Source organism: Terriglobia bacterium (assembly GCA_020073085.1).
Classification (GTDB): Bacteria; Acidobacteriota; Terriglobia; order JAIQFV01; family JAIQFV01; genus JAIQFV01.
On sequence record JAIQFV010000016.1, the window covers coordinates 83,070 to 99,508 of the forward strand.

The following is a 16,439-nucleotide window of genomic DNA, read 5'->3' on the forward strand; positions in this document are numbered from 1 at the left end:
ATTGAGCGCGCGGAGCACCACCTTTTTGCATCGGTGTGAATAAGACGGATTTCGGGAGTAGTGGGTCTGAAGAGATTTGGGGGGGCCGAGAACCTCCAGAGGATTTGACAATCCGGCAGATCTATAACTTCAAGAATTCCCTCAGCTTCTTGGTCTGCGTGCGACTGACGGGGATTTCAGTTTCTTTCCTGTCGGTCATCTTCAGTTGCAGTGACCGGTTGAACCACGGGATTACTTCTTTAATCTTGTTAATGTTGGCGATATAGGCCCGGTGGACCCTCCAAAAGACCTTGGGATCAAGGTTTGCCTGAAGATCCTCAAGAGTCCGGTAGTTCGAAGTTCCCACAAGCTCGTTCGTCACGACTGAAATCACACCGTCCTCGACATTTGCAAAGATCATATCCGTAGAATCCACGAGCAGCATCCGGTTCCCCGACTTCACTAACAACTTAAACCGCTGCTCCGGCTGCGCCTGAACCATATTGAGCAGGTTCTTGAACTGATCCTCCATGAAGGCCGTGTTGTTGATCTGCTGTTTGGCCTTGGCGATGGCTTTATCGAGGCGCTGTTTATCGATCGGCTTCAGAACATAATCAACAGCATTCAGATCAAATGCCTTGAGGGCATAATGGTCATAGGCGGTGACAAAAATGACCTTGGGCAGAGGGATCTTCTTCGCGATCAGGCGATCGATCGTCTGAAGGCCATCCAGCCCTGGCATCTGGATATCCAGGAACAGCAGCTGGGGCTTGGTCTTTTTCACCAGGTCGACCGCTTCCAGCCCGTTCTTCGCCTGACCCACCACCTTGACGTCGGGATTCGCCTCGAGAAGAAACATGAGCTCCTCTCGGGCAAGAGGTTCGTCGTCCACCAAGACTGATTCAATCTGCATAGTTCCTGTTATTCCTCCCTTAAATGGTCAATCTGAGGCTCTCGGCTTCACCCTCGGTCACGTCATGGCCCGGGGGCCCCTTTTCAATTCATTTTGCCGGACTTGCCGCTTCCAGTTCCGGGATGCGGATGAGCGTCTGCGTGCCCCGGCCGTTTTCACTCTTCAATTGCAGTTGGTACTCGCTTCCATACACCACCTTGAGACGTTCATTCACATTGGAAATGCCGATCCCTTCAGTGTAAACCGTTTCCAGTTGGTCCTCCGGAATTCCGATCCCATCATCAGAAATCTTGATGACGACATGCCCGTCCTCGCGGTACGCCCGGATACTGACCGTTCCTCCTTCGACTTTGGGAGCCAGCCCGTGCTTGATGGAGTTTTCAATGATCGGTTGAAGAATCATGCTGGGCACGACGGCCGAGACAGTGTCTGGATCCACGGATTTCTCGATACGCAGCTTGTCGTGTCCGAACCGGGTGACCTCAATGTCGAGGTAATCATCAATCGACTCCAGCTCTTCTTCCAGCGTCACAAAGTTATCGTGCGTCTTAAGCAGTTTCCGAAGCAAGTTGGAGAGCTTCAAAACCATCCCACGGGCGAGTTCAGGGCGCGTACGAATCAGCGAAGCGATCGAATTCAGGGTGTTGAACAGGAAGTGCGGATTGATCTGACTGGAGAGCGCCTCCAAGCGGGCGTTCATGACCAGCCGCTCCTGTTCCTCCAGTTTGACCTCAATCCGGCGACTGTTCCACACCTTCAGGGCGATCCCGATGGCCATGGGAGTGGAGATCAGGATACAGAACAGGATCCATGGATTGGGACTGGAGGCACTGTAGAGCCACACCGAATTCGGATGAACCAGGCGCGCCAGGCTGATTCGCAACACCTCAATCATAAGACTCGCCAGCAATAGAATAAACTGCCAGTCGATATTTCGAAACGTCAATGCATTCTTCATGGAGCGATAAATGTTCAAATCAAAAAAGGGAGAGAAATGCCAGATATCCTCTTTGTTCCTGCACAACGCCCGCAGGGCGCCCCCCACCAGCCCTGCCAAGGAGAGAATCAGTGGAGCCAGCCATTCCTTGCGGAAGAGCGGGAGCAGCCCCAGGACACCGCCGGTGACTCCCCCCGTGACCGACCCGCCCAGGAGCCCAACGAGAAAGCAACATTCCAGGCTCACATCGGCCGCGGCATACCCGAGCAACAGCCGGGCCGCCACTCCCACCCCCAACGGCAACCCCAGCAGGAAGACAAAATGCATTTTCTGGCGAAAGTTCTTCTTTTCGACGAAGAGGAGGTCGAGAAAGGTCTTGGAGCGAGCCAGGACGCTGGCCAGGGAGGCGATGACCGCCATCTTTAACAGCAGGTTCAGGAGGATGAACTCGTTTTGTGAGAACGATGGGGTCTGGTGCATGGCACCCGCATTCCGCCGATTGATGATTTGACAAAAAGGGACATAACCATTCTACCCACCATGACGAAATAATTCAACCGGCGTCTCATCGAGGTCGTGTGGAGGCCCACCGCCTTTAAGCTCAAAAGAGCGGCGTTCTTTGCATTCCCGATTGGCGGTTGCTATAATGGCCCGCTTTGAGCGGAACACAATTTGTCACTGTGGAACGGAGCACATGAAGCGGGGCCGAAACCGGGGAATCGCAAAGATCAAGACGCGCAAGGTCGCGGAGGCCAAGCTTCCGACCCGATTGGGACGATTTCGAATCCTGGGGTTTGAATCGTCGGGAGGCGCGGAATCCGCAGTGGCCCTGATCATCGGACAGCCGCAGCGGGTCCGGGCTCCTCTGGTGAGGATTCATTCGCAGTGTTTGACAGGGGATGTTTTGGGATCGCTCCGCTGTGACTGCGGCTGGCAGTTGAAGACCGCGCTGAAACTTATCGCTCGGGAACAATGCGGTGTGTTGATCTATCATCTCCAGGAAGGGCGCGGCATTGGCCTGCTCAACAAGCTCCTTGCTTATGAACTCCAGGACCAAGGCAGCGACACCGTCGAGGCAAATCAACAGTTGGGGTTTGCGGCGGATGTACGGGATTATGATATTTGTATCGACATCCTCAAATTGTTGTCCATCAAGCAGGTCCGCCTGCTCTCCAACAATCCCGAGAAGATTGCCGCCCTGGAAAGGAACTCCATCTCCGTGGTCGAACGGGTCCCCCTGCTTATGAAGCCATCGAAGATGACGCGGAGGTACCTGGCCGTAAAAAAGAAAAAGATGGGCCACCTGCTGGAGGGAATCACGTAGGGGTAGGGAGTATCCCTGGGAACAACCATCTGCGGGCGGGGGGCCAGGAGAAAACTGGACAGGGTTCAGCGGTGCTCAGGGGATTTCAACTCCCGATTTCACGTTTCATCAGGATAGCATCCTCGGTGGGATTGCTGTAATAATCCTTCCGCCGGCCGACTTCCAGAAATTTTTCCTTCAGGTAGAAATCCCGCGCGGGCGCGTTGGAGGGACGAACTTCGAGAAACAGGTTTTGGACCCCCTCTCGGACCGCCCGCAATTCCAAATGATGCAACATCTGGGTACCGATCCGGCGTCGCGTACAAGCGGGGTCCACTGCAACGTTGAGGATCTCGGTGTCCGGTGGGGTGACCCTGTAAACTAAGAATCCGACCACCCACTCCTTCACGTCGGACTCTTTCTCGATGGCCACCAGTCCTTGGGCATTCTGCCGTCCTCCCGCCACTCCGTAATATACCCCGATGTCCCAGTGCGAAAGCAGCGGCCACGCCATTTCGATAGCCTTTACCTGTTCCACATCCCGCCCTTGAAGAGGTCGCAGGAGGATCTCCGGAGAAGACGCCAATGATGACCGCTTGGACTCACGCTGGCTCATTGCACGCAACACCTCTCGAGCGCCTGAGAAAGTCTGCCCCTCATGGGCCTCTCCTCCGCCTCTCAAATGGGATTCAGCGCATTGCCTGGAGAGGTTGGCCATCCGGCATGTCGGGAGTTCCTTCCGGCAAGAACCAACCCTCATCCCTTAAACATCATTTCCGCATCGGATCGCCGAATATAATGGATTGACACCTGCTCGCTTGATACCTTCTCGGCCCTTTCAAATTTCCGCGCTGCGAGCCGGGCGACCTGAGGTGCAAGATACCATGAGGTCCTCAAAAAAGACCAGCCGGAACCCGCGTTGGGCGTGATGTGCGATGAAAACTTGTCCACGTCAGGACCTGCGAATTGACACGGGACTTTGGGTTGGGACGCGAAGAAGGACTCCACCTTCATGAGCCGGTCAGGCTCGACCGCTTCCAACTCTCCGTTAGACATCGCGTAGACTCCCGCGTACAACTCGGAACGATGTGCATCCAGGAGTGCAGCAATTCGAGGGCTCGGCAAAACCTCGGCTGCCGCGGCCGCGAAGGCTTCGAGGGTGGAAACGGGGATGACCGGCTTCTGATTCATTTCCGCCAGGCCTTTGATGGTCGCGACCCCGATGCGCAACCCCGCAAACGACCCGGGACCGGTCGTCACCGCATAAGCCTCGAACTCATTCAATCGCAATTTGAGCTGTCCCGTTAAAAACCGGACGGCCGCGAACAGCCGAACGGAGTGACTTTCCGTGCTTTCAGTCTCCACACAGCCGAGAAGCACGTCGTCACGGAGGACGGCGACGCTGCCGGCCTTGCTCGCCGTGTCCACGCTCAAGATAAGCATCTTTTCACACCATGCGATCGAATTGACAGTCCAAAATCCGAATACTATACTGGGCCGCGGTAACGGTTCCGCATCGAGGTACCAGAGCACGAAGATCAGTCCCACAACACTCCATTCTCGACATTCTACCAAACGTGTTATCTCTTCACGAGGGAGATTTTGTCGGCTGAGGGAGGTCTCAAGCTAGATCATGGACAACCTGACTCCCATGATGCGTCAATACTCGCAAATCAAGCAGGCTCACCCGAACGCCCTGCTGATGTTCCGCCTGGGGGACTTCTACGAGCTGTTTTTTGAAGACGCCATCATTGCCGCGCGCGAGCTACAGATTGTCCTGACATCCCGCAACCGGGAAAAAGGCGTCCAGGTTCCCATGTGCGGGGTGCCTTACCATGCCGCCGACAACTACATCGCGAAGCTGATCCAGAAGGGGTATCGAGTCGCTATCTGCGACCAGACCGAAGACCCCAAACTGGCAAAGAAACTGGTGCGCCGCGAGGTGACCCGTGTCATCACTCCCGGAACAGTGGTGGACTCCAGCCTCCTCGAACCCTCACAAAACAATTATCTCTGCTCTCTTTGCTGCGGTGACCAAATCGTGGGCCTGGCCTGCGCTGACCTTTCCACCGGCGAATTCAAGATTACCGAACTTTCGGGCGATGCGTGGGAGCAGCAACTCACCGATGAGCTCGAAGGATTGAGCCCGAGCGAAGTCTTATATCCAGCCAGCGCGACGGCTTCGCTGGAGCCGCTTTTGCGCCTGGATCATGCCCATCCCGCCCCCACGCCGCTGGATGACTGGATCTTCACAGCAGAGTACGCAGAACGGGTCCTGACTCAACATTTTGGTGTGATGACCCTGGCCGGGTTTGGCTGTGAGAATTTTCCTTATGCCATTCGCGCTGCGGGTGCCGTCATTCATTACCTCCGTGAAACGCAGCGGGCCGCCCTCTCCCATCTGGTATCGCTCTCCAATTACTCCCCGGCGGAGTTCCTGGTACTCGATCAGATCACCCAGCGGAACCTGGAATTGGTGGACCCTCAATTCCCGGAGAACAAGGATGCCACTCTCCTCCGAACGCTGGACGCCACTTCGACCCCGATGGGCGCCCGCCTTCTGCGAAACTGGATCCTGCACCCCTTACATGATCTCGAGACCATCAAAGGCCGTTTGCAGGCTGTGGAGGAACTGAAGCATTCGACCATCAATCGCGAAGAGATTCGGAATGACCTCAAGACCATCTGCGATTTGGAGCGGGTGCTGGGTCGAATCGCCCTGGGCACTGTCATGCCTCGGGAACTGATTGCCCTCAAGAACTCCTTGTTCCATCTCCCCGTGATCAAAACCTTCATTTCCAATTACGGGTCCCCGCTGATCCGCGACATCCACGGCCGCATCGATCCTCTCGAAGATATCCGGGCCCTGGTCGAATCACAGATCAAGGCGGATCCTCCCCCCACCCTTTCCGAGGGCGGGATCATTCAGGACGGGGTCGATGAGGAGCTTGACTCCCTACGCCACATCAGCATTAACGGAAAGACCTATATCGCCCAACTGGAGGCCCGCGAGCGGGCGCGAACCCATATCGGTTCATTGAAGGTCAAGTACAACCAGATTTTCGGCTATTACATCGAGGTGTCCAAAGCGAACCGGGACTCGGTTCCCGCCGACTACGAGCGGAAGCAGACGCTGGTCAATGCCGAACGGTTTACCACGCCGGAGCTGAAAGAATACGAGGTCAAGGTCCTGAGCGCGGAGGAGCGGATCTGCGAACTGGAAAAGGCGCTCTACGAAAAGATCCGCGCCCGGATTGCCGCCGAAGCGAAACGCATTCGCGAGACGGCCCAGGCCCTGGCCGAGTTGGACGTTCTGGGCTGCTTTGCGTACCTGGCGAACAAACACCGCTATGTCTCCCCCACTTTCAATGAGGAAGGCGAACTGCTGGTGGTGGCGGGACGTCATCCGGTGATCGAGCGCCTCTGTGAAAAGCAGCGGCTGGGTGAATTCATCCCCAACGACCTCTACCTCAATTCCTCCACGGATCAAATCATCATCCTGACAGGCCCCAACATGGGGGGCAAATCAACCTACCTTCGACAGGCGGCCCTCCTCGTTGTCATGGCGCAAATGGGCTCCTTCGTCCCGGCAGAAAAGGCCCTCCTTCCCCTCGTAGACCGCATCTTCACGCGCATTGGGGCCTCAGACAATCTGGCCCGGGGACGCTCCACGTTCATGGTGGAGATGACCGAAACAGCGGCCATTCTTCATTCGGCCACACCTCAGAGTCTGATTATTCTCGACGAGGTCGGGCGGGGCACGGCCACTTTCGACGGTCTCTCCATAGCCTGGGCGACCGTTGAATACCTTCACCAGAAGTTGAAGTCCAAGACCCTTTTCGCCACCCACTATCACGAATTGACGGAGCTGGGGTCTCTTTTCCCTGGGGTGAAGAACCATCACGTCTCGGTACGGGAATCCGGACATCAGATCGTGTTTTTGCGCAAGGTGGAAGCGGGTCCGGCGGACAAGAGCTACGGCATCGAGGTGGCGCGATTGGCGGGACTCCCGCTTCCGGTGGTGGAGCGGGCGCGAGCCATCCTGCACCGTCACGAGCGGCGGGAGCAGGATGTGAGCGACGATCTGCTGTCTCAATCGCTGGGTATGGGCAACCCCAAGAGGATGACTCAGATTCCTCTGTTTGAGTTCCCCGGCAACGGCGTCCTGGACGCTTTGCGCGAGGTGAAGACGGACGAACTTACGCCCATCGAGGCCCTGAATCTCCTGAATGACCTCGTGAAGAAAGTTCGTCCATGAAATCCTCAACGTCCTTGAACGCACCTGATTTCTTCGCAGGACGAGATCTTTAGACTATGAGACGAATCATCGGGTTAATGTCTGGAACGTCGGCGGATGGTGTCGATGCGGCCGTGGTGGATGTGTGGGGGAAGGGTCTATCGACCCGGTTCCGGATGGCCGCCTTTGAATCCATCCCCTATCCCAAGCGGACCCGCCAGCTCATTCTCTCTTTCCTCAATGCCCGCGGGATCACAGTGGCCGAGATCAGCCAGTTGAATTTTCTGATTGGACACCTCTTCGCCGAGGCCGTCCTGCGCTGCTGCCGCCGTCATCACATTCCCCTGAAGTCCGTCGATCTGGTTGGATCCCACGGGCAGACGGTCTACCATCAATCCGTCGCTTCTTCCTTTGGCGGCCGCGCAATGACCTCCACCCTGCAATTGGGTGAACCCGCGGTCATCGCGGAACGGACCCGGATCACCACGATCTCCGATTTTCGGGTGCGCGACGTCGCCGCCGGAGGCACCGGGGCCCCGTTGGTTCCCTATGTTGATTATCTCCTGCTCCGGAGCCGGTCGCGGAATCGCGTCGCCTTGAATGTGGGCGGGATCGCCAATCTCACCCTGATTCCCCGAAATTGCCGGCTCTCCGAGCTGCGCGCTTTCGACACCGGCCCCGGGAACATGATGATGGATGCCGCCGTGGCGATCCGCTCCAGGGGCAAACTGAATTTCGATCGCCATGGCGCGCTCGCTTCGCGGGGACGGGTGATCCCCTCGGCGCTTCAGTGGCTCCTCAAACATCCGTTTTATCGGCGTCGCCCGCCCAAGGCAGCCGGCCGTGAGCAGTTCGGCATCGAATACACCGAAGCGGCTCTGCGGCGGATGCGATCCGCCCGGGTGGAGGATGTTCTGGCCACCCTGGTTGAGCTGACCGTCCGCACGATCCTCTCGGCGCTGGAAAAATATGCCGGACCCTCCGGCCCGATCGACGAATTGATTGTCTCCGGCGGCGGGGCCAGAAATCGTTTTCTGATGTCCCGATTACAGTTTCTCTTGCCGGAGACCAGGGTGATGACCTCGAGTGAGGTGGGGATTGACCTGGACGCCAAGGAGGCGATTGCTTTCGCCCTCCTGGCCAATGAAACCTGGCACCATCAGCCTGCCAATGTCCCTTCGGTCACGGGAGCCCACCATCCCGTCATCCTGGGAAAGATTACACTCGCATGAACTGGAGATTGCCCTGTCCCTGGTCACGTTTCGCCCGGGCGCGAATTCTTTTGAAGCCGGGCCTGCTGTGGGGATTCATTCTTTTGAGCGCGCTTGCCGGAATGTATTCATGCAATCATTCCGCTCCCGACCCGCATACCCTGGTTTTCCTGTTGGAATCCAGTCCTGTCAGCCTGGATCCTCGCGTGGGCACCGATGCCTTTTCAGAACGCCTGCACCAGCTCCTTTTTAATTCGCTGGTAAGGAGGGACATTCATGCAGAGCTCAGGCCCGACCTGGCGACTGACTGGGAAACACCCGATCCACTGACCTACGTGTTCCACCTTCGTCCCCTTGTGCTTTTCCACAACGGCCAGCCTTTGACGTCCCGCGACGTTCGCTACACCTTTGAAAGCATCCTCGACGGAAGGGTGAACACCGTCAAGCGGCGCCAGTACCAGGTCATCTCTCAGATTCAGACGCCGGACGAACACACCATCGTCTTCAAGCTCAAAGAACCCAATGCCAATTTTCTGTGGCTCCTCTCGCTGGGTGAAATCGGGATCGTGCCCCGGACGGCCGGGCCGGAATTTGCGAGTCATCCCATTGGCTCCGGTCCGTTCCGGTTTGAAAGCATGCGGGAGGATGAGAATGTTATCTTGACGCCCAATCCGAGGTATTACGATGGGCCGCCCCGAGTGGGGCGGGTCCTCTTCAAAATCGTCCCCGAGGCCATTGTCCGCGCCCTTGAGATGAGAAGCGGATCCGCCGATATCGCCTTGAACGAGCTGACGCCCGACATTGTGCACGCCCTGAACTCGGATAAGAAGTTAGTCGTGATCGAGCAGCCGGGAACCACCTATAAATATCTGGCCTTCAACCTGCAGGATCCCCTTTTGAGGAACCTCAAAGTGCGCCAGGCCATCGCCTATGCCATCGATGTCCCGGCGCTCATCCATTACCTGTGGCGCGGGGAGGGAGACCCGGCAACAGGCATCCTGCCGCCAAATGTCTGGGCCTATGAACCCAACGTGAAGCAGTACTCCCGGGATCTGTCGAAGGCCCGGGCCCTGCTGGACGAGGCCGGGTATCCCGATCCGGACGGCGAGGGGCCGTTGCCCCGCTTCACCCTGACTTACAAGACGTCCACGGAAGAGCTGTCGCGCTCCGAAGCCGCCGTCATTCAGCAGCAGCTCCGTGAAGTGGGGATCAAGGTCGAAATCCGGTCGTTCGAGTTCGCCACTTTTTACTCTGACATTGTCCGGGGAAATTTCCAGATGTATTCTTTGCGCTGGATCGGGGATAATTTGAATCCGGATATATTTGATGCCGTGTTCGGATCCTGGAATGTTCCTCCGGACGGGAAGAATCGCGGGCACTACAACAACCCCCACGTCGATCAACTGATCCAATGGGCCCGGATCGAGCCGGACCGCGCTGTGCGGAGAAGATACTATTCTCAGATCCAGTCCATCGTGGCTGAAGATCTACCCTATCTCAGCCTGTGGAACATCCACAATGTGTGCGTGTCAAACCGGAGGGTCAAGAATATCCATCTTTTCCCCTCTGGAGATTTTGACTTCTTGAAGGAAGTCACTCTTGAAGGGGAATGAGATCAAAAGGAGTATCTTGAAGGCATCCAATCGCACCCCTGGAAACCTTCTCCGATGGGTCGCCATTATTGTGTGGGCGACGGCCGCGCTCCCGGGCTGGGCCCAGCCCCCCGCGGGTCCCTCCCGCGCCGCGCAGGGAACGCGAAAAAGCGCCCCCAAACCGATCGACACTCTTCGGAAACAAGCACAGCAGGCCATGGAACGCAAGGACTGTCCCTCGGCGATTGAGCTCTTGAAGAGGATTGTGGAGATCGATCCGAAGGACGCGGTCGCCTGGTTTGACCTGGGGAACTGCTATGCAGTGACCAACGCCCGCGACGCGGCGATTGCTAGTTTTAAAACTGCCATAAAAGTGGACCCGGAACTGGTCGAGGCCGCCGCCAACCTTGGTCTCTTGCTCACCCAGACAGGCCAATTCTCGGAAGCCCTGCCGCACCTTCTGCGGGCCCTTAAGAAAGAGCCTAACAATTTCAGCCTTCATCTCGCCGCAGGGGTGTGCCTTTTCGACCTCCAGCGTTACGCAGAGGCGATCGGCCAGTATGAGTCCGCCGTGGCATTGAAACCATCAGACGTTGAGGTCCTCTCCCAACTCGCCCTGGCCTGTCTCAAAAATCACAATTCAAGTCAAGCCCAGCGGATCCTCGAAAAGATCCTGACGCTGGATCCCGCCAACGAAAAAGCCCATCTCGGGTTGGCGAATCTTGCTCTCGAGTCCAACCATACCGCGGAGGCCATGAAACACCTGAAGGCAATCCTGGCCCTCCACCCCGACAACCTGGAAGCGCGCGAACAGGTTGCGACGTTGCTCCTGAACCAGAAAGAGTTCGCAGAAGCCGCAGCACAACTGGAGAACCTCCGGGCGGCTGACCCCAAACGCCAGTCGACGGCCATCAAACTGGCGCACGCGTACGCGGAGCTGAACCAGCCCGATAAGGCGATTCCCCTCTATTTGGAACTGCTCGCCCAGGATCCCAACAACTTTGATTTACACTCCAACCTGGGCAAGCTTTACCTGGAGAAGAAAGATCTGGACAAGGCGCAGACGGAGCTGCGTGCCGCCCTCGCCCTCAAACCCCGCGATCTGGAAACCGCCAAAAACCTCGCTTCTGTATTCCTGCTGCAAGAGCAATATCCTGCGGCCGCAAATCTGCTGGAACAAATTGTCCGACTGGAGGGATCCAGTGCGGGAGATTACTTCTTTTTAGCACTATGCTACGATAAAATGCAGATGGTTGAACCAGCTTATAGCCACTACCAGAAGTTCCTTGAACTGGACCAGGGAAGGAACGATACGCAGGATTTTCAAGCGCGACAGCGAATGAGAATCCTGGAGAAGCGGAGGAAGCAATGAGGGGGATTGGCCTGATTCTTCCCCATTGTGAATCGAGAAGGGGGCCGGGGCGTCTCCGCCTGAAGATTTCCTGCGCGGTCCTGGGAATGAGCCTGCTGCCTCTGCCTCTGCTGCAGGCCGCAGAAAAGAATGCGAACCCGCTCAAACAGATCGAACAGAACGTCAGGCAGGCTGACAACATGCTTGAGGGCGTGGACAGAAACCTCCAGGCCAATGAGTATGAGAATGTTCAGACGGGACTGCGCCAGTACAAAGCGATCCTCGACTCGACCGAATCAGATGCCCGGGAGTATCTCGAGACCCACCGGAAGACTCCCCATCAGTTCAAGGATGCTGAAATTAAACTTCGAAGGCAGTTGCGAAAATTACAGGATCTTCGTCCCGGATTGCCTATCCCACTGCGGCAGGATCTGGATGCGGTGGTAGAAAGCGCCAACAAACTGCGAAAGCAATTCATGGGCGACCTGTTCAATGTAAAGCCGCCCTCACCACCCCATGACGATGCGAAAAAACAGCTCTGACCGTTCAGGAAGGACGCTTCCAAAAAGAGCCCTGCCCCGCCGGGCCGGGGTATCCATGTGCGCCGGTGTGGCCCTCCTCCTGTCATGGCTAACCCTCAGCACGACCCTCCGGGGCCAGTCTGAACAGAAGGAGTACCTTAGCCCGGCGGAGATCGACCAGATCCGCGAAGCCCAGGACATTAACGAGCGAGTCCCCCTTTACCTGGATTTTGCAAAAACCCGACTGCTGGCGGCGATGAAGCTAGCGGGTGTCGAGAGTCCGGAGCATGCCGAGGAGGGCCCCAAAGGGACAAAGAGCCGCCCTGGCTATAAATCCCCGGACGAGAAAAAAGAGCCCGAGAAATCGCTTTCAGATTACCTGGAGGAGTATGACTCCATCTATGAGGAGATGTTGAGACATCTGGATGAGACGCTGGATCAGGGCGCTGATGCCCGCAAGGCGCTTAGGGCCATCCTCAAGGAATCTCCACTCCATCAGTCCTCATTGAAAGCCGTTGAGGCAAAACTGGGGGACGAGTCTCCCAACATCCTTTCGGAAGCCCTGAGTGACACGGCCGATGCCATCGAAGGGTCTCAAAAAACCCTGCCCGAACAGGAGGAGAAGTTCAAACAGGAGAAGGAACGGCAAAAAGAAAAGCATCGTGAATAGAGAGACCGGGATATTCAACAAGGCCTTCCTGAAATGGAACCCCTCGGCTGCACTTCCCAGGATCGAAATCCACTACTACCCCTACTCCACCCTGACGCACACCATCCGTTACCGGAAGAACGTCATCAAGGTCCGCATTAATCACCTCTTCAAGAATGCCCCTACTGCTGTCCTTGAAGCGGTCGCCCACATCCTGTTCTCGAAACTCTACCAGCACCGCACCCCGGCAGAGGCCTTGGACCTGTATCATCGCTTCGTGGAGGGCAATCAGCACCGCTTCCGCGCGCTTCTCCAGGCCCGTTCCGGTAAAATCCCGGCGCTGACCCCGGCCAAGGGACATCATTTTAATCTTCAGCACATTTTTGACCGGGTCAACCGACGCTACTTTCGATCACAACTGATCATGCCTGGCCTGGGATGGAGTCGTCGTGCCGGACACACCAAGCTGGGTGAGTTCCAGAGCCTGCGGCAGGCCATTGTGATCAACCGGCGACTGGATAGCGCCGACACGCCCAGCTATGTTCTGGAATATTTGATGTTCCACGAGATGTTGCACATGAAGCACGGCGCCGAGATCCGGAACGGCCGCCGCTTCGTTCATACCAAGAAGTTCCGAATTGAGGAAAAGAAATATGAGGGTTATACGGCGGCGATGGACTGGATTCGCCGGGTGACGAGACTTCCCGAATGGGGCCATCGGCTGCGCGGGTTCTGATTCCCCCCCGTCTGGGTCGAGATGAGCCTGCTCCCGCCTGGACTTGAGTGCCCAATCCAGGCTGAAAAAATGTCCGGCCGGTGTGTCCTCTGAGTACGGGGTTTCGGATAACCGTCCCAGGCATCGCGCCGGCGCCGTCACAGGGTCTTCGGGACCGATACCCTCCCTATAAATTTCGCCGGCGGTGCCCGGCTTCTCGAGTCCCTTTCGAAGGCCGTGCATTCCTGTCGCGACCGATTTGTGTTAACTTCGCCTACTTCAGTCACGGGACTTGACTTCGATTTCAGGGGCGAGGGTGCACCCCTTGCCGCGGGAGACATGATAATGAATTCTCTTCAGCTGTGGGAACGTTACCGGACGTATTTGAATGTGAACGAATCGCTCGGCATCATGGTTGACATCAGCCGCATGAATTTTTCCGAAACCTTCTTCAATGAAATGCAAGAGCCCATTCAGCAGGCCTTCAGGAAGATGGACGATCTGGAAAAAGGGGCGATTGCAAATCCCGATGAGAACCGGAGGGTCGGCCATTACTGGCTGCGCAATCCCTCCTTGGCCCCCAATGTCGACCTGCGCCATGCGATTGAACAAACGCAGGTGAGGATCAGGCGTTTTGCGGATGACATCCACTCTGCCAGGACCAGGACAGAGCGGGGTGCGCCTTTCCGGCACCTGTTGGTGATCGGGATCGGAGGCTCTGCGTTGGGGCCACAATTCGTCGCGAACGCCCTGTCTGCCCCGGACGACAAAATGAGTGTCTCGTTCTTCGATAACACTGACCCCGACGGCATGAGCCGGACCCTCGCGCGACTCGGACCGAGGCTCGCTGAGACCATGACCGTCGTCATTTCTAAATCCGGCGGGACCAAAGAAACACGAAACGGGATGCTGGAAGCAAAGGGCGCATACGAAGAAGCAGGACTCCACTTGGGGAGGCATGCCGTGGCCGTCACCGGCGAAGGCAGCGATCTGGACCGGCTGGCAGGATCCGAAAGTTGGCTGGCGCGATTTCCCATGTGGGATTGGGTGGGGGGAAGAACCTCCGAACTCTCCGCCGTCGGATTGCTGCCGGCTGCCCTTCAGGGATTTGACATCGACGGCATGCTCAGGGGCGCCCGGACGATGGATGAAGTGACGCGAAGGAAAGACCCCCGGAATAATCCCGCCGCGCTGCTGGCAATGATGTGGTTCTCCGCAGGCCAGGGCCGGGGCGCCAAAGATATGGTGATCCTGCCATACAAAGATCGGCTTGAATTGTTCAGCCGTTACCTCCAGCAGCTTGTGATGGAATCTCTTGGAAAGGAAAAAGACCTGGATGGAAAAATCGTCCACCAAGGAATAGCAGTTTATGGGAACAAGGGCTCCACTGACCAGCATGCCTACGTTCAGCAGCTCCGAGAGGGGATCAATAATTTCTTTGTGACATTCATTGAAGTCCTCAAAGACCGCGACGGAAAGTCCATCGAACTTGAGCCCGGGGTTACCTCGGGGGATTACTTGAGCGGCTTTTTTCAAGGCACGCGACAAGCCCTGTATGAGAATGGCCGTGGATCCATCACCCTTACGGTCTCCCGGGTCGATGCAGAAACCATCGGAGCGTTAATCGCTTTGTTTGAACGCGCCGTCGGTTTCTATGGCACTCTGGTCAATGTCAATGCGTACCATCAACCGGGTGTGGAGGCAGGAAAAAAGGCCGCAGCGGGGGTCATTTCCTTGCAGATCCGGATTCTTTCATTTCTTGCCCAAAATCGCGGTCACTCCTTTTCGGCAGAAGAGATCGCCCGCGGGATTGAGGCCGGCAACGAAATCGAGACTGTCTTCAAAATCCTGCATCATGCCGCGGCCAATCCCGATCACGGGGTGCTTCTCTCCCCAGGGAGAACCGTGTTTGAGAACACATTCGGCATCAGATAGGGCTCCGGCCTCCTGACGGCTTGGACACGTCCGGAACCCGGCGGACAACAGACTCCGGTCGGGAGTTTACATCCCGCGGGACCTCCGTCGGCCTCGGCTTCTTCCGGTCCCCCGCGCCAACGCCCCGGTCATCGGCACTTCCCCGGTTAGCCCTTAAACAGATTGCTCACGACGAACCAGACATTCTCCTTCCGCTCCCGCAGTCTCCTGTAAAAGTAGGGCGCCCAATGCGTGCCAAACGGCACATAAATGCGCATCCGGTAGCCTTCGCGAACAATCGCTTCCTGTGTCCCCTTTCGGATCCCGTAAAGCATCTGAAATTCGAACTTGTCATTGGCGATTCCCCGTTCGGCCGCAAATTGCTTTGTCCATTTGATCAAGGAACTGTCATGCGTGGCGATGGCAGGATAAACTCCCCGGGTGAGAAGTTTCTCCGCGAGTTTCCTGTAATTCGCCCGGATCTCGCTCATCTTCTGGATGGCGACCGCGGGCGGTTCGCGATAGGCCCCTTTGCAAAGGCGGACTCGCGCGCCGGCGGCATTGAGCGCATCAATATCTTTTTCACTGCGGTGGAGATAAGCCTGAATGACCGCCCCGACATGAGGGTACTTCTTCTGCAACTGAAAAAACACCTTCAGGGTCCGCTCGGTGTAAGGGGATCCCTCCATGTCGACGCGCACGAAGTTATTCAGGGTCTTGGCCTTCTCCAGGATCCGCGAGACATTCTCGACGCAGTAGTCATCCCCGATATCCAGGCCCGTCATGGTAAGTTTGACTGAAATGTTGGAATCAATCCCGGCCCCATGGATTTGATCGAGGAGATCAATGTAAGCTTGCACGGCACGATCCGCCGTCGTCCGATCGTGAACGTTTTCTCCTAAGATGTCGAGTGAAGCGGTCATGCCCTTGGAGTTCAATTTCCGCACCGACGTGATTGCCTGGTCCACTCGCTCCCCCGCTACAAATCGGCTTGCGAGTCGAAAAAGTAAGCTCATAGAAGTCCTTATAAAGTGTTGGATTTTTACTGACGGGCATTCGACTTTGAGACGTCCGGGTCGAAGGCTATGGATGAAAATAAGGGGTGCGCGCTTGCACG

General features: G+C 56.7%; 14 protein-coding genes. 9 read left to right on the forward strand and 5 right to left on the reverse strand.

Features of this window, described 5'->3' with window-relative positions; all coding sequences use genetic code 11:
* Window positions 1–121: 121 nt before the first annotated feature.
* Together LAO21_16405 and LAO21_16410 are read right to left on the reverse strand one after the other, a co-directional pair.
* Window positions 122–892 (reverse strand): LytTR family DNA-binding domain-containing protein, encoded by a 771-nt coding sequence (locus LAO21_16405; protein MBZ5554301.1) that lies wholly within the window; start codon window positions 890–892, stop codon window positions 122–124.
* A gap of 88 nt (window positions 893–980) precedes the next feature.
* The gene (locus tag LAO21_16410; protein ID MBZ5554302.1) at window positions 981–2,309 is read right to left on the reverse strand and encodes a histidine kinase; all 1,329 of its coding nucleotides are present in this window, start codon (window positions 2,307–2,309) and stop codon (window positions 981–983) included.
* A 247-nt stretch (window positions 2,310–2,556) separates the two neighbouring features.
* On the opposite strand from LAO21_16410, the gene ribA reads away from it, so the two are divergent.
* On the forward strand, window positions 2,557–3,153 hold the full coding sequence (gene ribA / locus LAO21_16415) for a GTP cyclohydrolase II (protein ID MBZ5554303.1): 597 nt from the start codon (window positions 2,557–2,559) through the stop codon (window positions 3,151–3,153).
* An 85-nt stretch (window positions 3,154–3,238) separates the two neighbouring features.
* Here ribA and rimI read toward each other — a convergent pair whose 3' ends face one another.
* Together rimI and tsaB are read right to left on the reverse strand one after the other, a co-directional pair.
* The gene (rimI, locus tag LAO21_16420; protein ID MBZ5554304.1) at window positions 3,239–3,748 is read right to left on the reverse strand and encodes a ribosomal protein S18-alanine N-acetyltransferase; all 510 of its coding nucleotides are present in this window, start codon (window positions 3,746–3,748) and stop codon (window positions 3,239–3,241) included.
* A gap of 140 nt (window positions 3,749–3,888) precedes the next feature.
* Window positions 3,889–4,575, reverse strand: a complete 687-nt coding sequence (tsaB, locus tag LAO21_16425) for a tRNA (adenosine(37)-N6)-threonylcarbamoyltransferase complex dimerization subunit type 1 TsaB (GenBank protein ID MBZ5554305.1) — start codon at window positions 4,573–4,575, stop codon at window positions 3,889–3,891.
* Between the two features lie 190 nt (window positions 4,576–4,765).
* Between tsaB and mutS the strand changes: the two genes are divergently transcribed.
* The 8 genes from mutS (at window position 4,766) to LAO21_16465 (ending at window position 15,343) form a co-directional block, all read left to right on the forward strand.
* A complete protein-coding gene (gene mutS, locus LAO21_16430; GenBank protein ID MBZ5554306.1) occupies window positions 4,766–7,390 on the forward strand; it encodes a DNA mismatch repair protein MutS in 2,625 nt (874 codons plus the stop codon).
* 56 nt (window positions 7,391–7,446) lie between these two features.
* Window positions 7,447–8,601 (forward strand): anhydro-N-acetylmuramic acid kinase, encoded by a 1,155-nt coding sequence (locus LAO21_16435; protein MBZ5554307.1) that lies wholly within the window; start codon window positions 7,447–7,449, stop codon window positions 8,599–8,601.
* Window positions 8,598–10,193, forward strand: a complete 1,596-nt coding sequence (locus tag LAO21_16440; protein ID MBZ5554308.1) for an ABC transporter substrate-binding protein — start codon at window positions 8,598–8,600, stop codon at window positions 10,191–10,193. Before LAO21_16435 ends, LAO21_16440 begins: the two co-directional genes overlap by 4 nt.
* Before the next feature lie 16 nt (window positions 10,194–10,209).
* Window positions 10,210–11,544 carry a tetratricopeptide repeat protein gene (locus LAO21_16445; protein MBZ5554309.1) on the forward strand — a complete coding sequence of 445 codons (1,335 nt, stop codon included), beginning with the start codon at window positions 10,210–10,212 and terminating at the stop codon, window positions 11,542–11,544.
* Entirely contained in the window at window positions 11,541–12,065 is a 525-nt protein-coding gene (locus tag LAO21_16450; GenBank protein MBZ5554310.1) for a hypothetical protein, read from the forward strand. The genes LAO21_16445 and LAO21_16450 overlap by 4 nt, the downstream gene beginning before the upstream one ends.
* Window positions 12,040–12,714, forward strand: a complete 675-nt coding sequence (locus tag LAO21_16455; protein MBZ5554311.1) for a hypothetical protein — start codon at window positions 12,040–12,042, stop codon at window positions 12,712–12,714. The genes LAO21_16450 and LAO21_16455 overlap by 26 nt, the downstream gene beginning before the upstream one ends.
* Window positions 12,707–13,429, forward strand: a complete 723-nt coding sequence (locus LAO21_16460; protein ID MBZ5554312.1) for a hypothetical protein — start codon at window positions 12,707–12,709, stop codon at window positions 13,427–13,429. Before LAO21_16455 ends, LAO21_16460 begins: the two co-directional genes overlap by 8 nt.
* A 324-nt stretch (window positions 13,430–13,753) precedes the next feature.
* Window positions 13,754–15,343: a glucose-6-phosphate isomerase gene (locus tag LAO21_16465; GenBank protein MBZ5554313.1), complete on the forward strand. Its 1,590-nt coding sequence runs from the start codon at window positions 13,754–13,756 to the stop codon at window positions 15,341–15,343.
* A gap of 146 nt (window positions 15,344–15,489) precedes the next feature.
* On the opposite strand, the gene LAO21_16470 is transcribed toward LAO21_16465, so the two are convergent.
* A complete protein-coding gene (locus LAO21_16470; protein MBZ5554314.1) occupies window positions 15,490–16,338 on the reverse strand; it encodes a proline dehydrogenase family protein in 849 nt (282 codons plus the stop codon).
* Window positions 16,339–16,439: the final 101 nt, after the last annotated feature.

What these genes read in the sequence shown, in the direction of transcription:
- mutS (MBZ5554306.1), top strand. Translation starts at nt 4,766, where the DNA reads ATGGACAACCTGACTCCCATGATGCGTCAATACTCGCAAATCAAGCAG.
- LAO21_16455 (MBZ5554311.1), top strand. Translation starts at nt 12,040, where the DNA reads ATGACGATGCGAAAAAACAGCTCTGACCGTTCAGGAAGGACGCTTCCA.
- rimI (MBZ5554304.1), bottom strand. Translation starts at nt 3,748, where the DNA reads ATGAGCCAGCGTGAGTCCAAGCGGTCATCATTGGCGTCTTCTCCGGAG.
- LAO21_16450 (MBZ5554310.1), top strand. Translation starts at nt 11,541, where the DNA reads ATGAGGGGGATTGGCCTGATTCTTCCCCATTGTGAATCGAGAAGGGGG.
- tsaB (MBZ5554305.1), bottom strand. Translation starts at nt 4,575, where the DNA reads ATGCTTATCTTGAGCGTGGACACGGCGAGCAAGGCCGGCAGCGTCGCC.
- LAO21_16465 (MBZ5554313.1), top strand. Translation starts at nt 13,754, where the DNA reads ATGAATTCTCTTCAGCTGTGGGAACGTTACCGGACGTATTTGAATGTG.
- LAO21_16470 (MBZ5554314.1), bottom strand. Translation starts at nt 16,338, where the DNA reads ATGAGCTTACTTTTTCGACTCGCAAGCCGATTTGTAGCGGGGGAGCGA.
- LAO21_16440 (MBZ5554308.1), top strand. Translation starts at nt 8,598, where the DNA reads ATGAACTGGAGATTGCCCTGTCCCTGGTCACGTTTCGCCCGGGCGCGA.
- LAO21_16410 (MBZ5554302.1), bottom strand. Translation starts at nt 2,309, where the DNA reads ATGCACCAGACCCCATCGTTCTCACAAAACGAGTTCATCCTCCTGAAC.
- LAO21_16405 (MBZ5554301.1), bottom strand. Translation starts at nt 892, where the DNA reads ATGCAGATTGAATCAGTCTTGGTGGACGACGAACCTCTTGCCCGAGAG.
- LAO21_16435 (MBZ5554307.1), top strand. Translation starts at nt 7,447, where the DNA reads ATGAGACGAATCATCGGGTTAATGTCTGGAACGTCGGCGGATGGTGTC.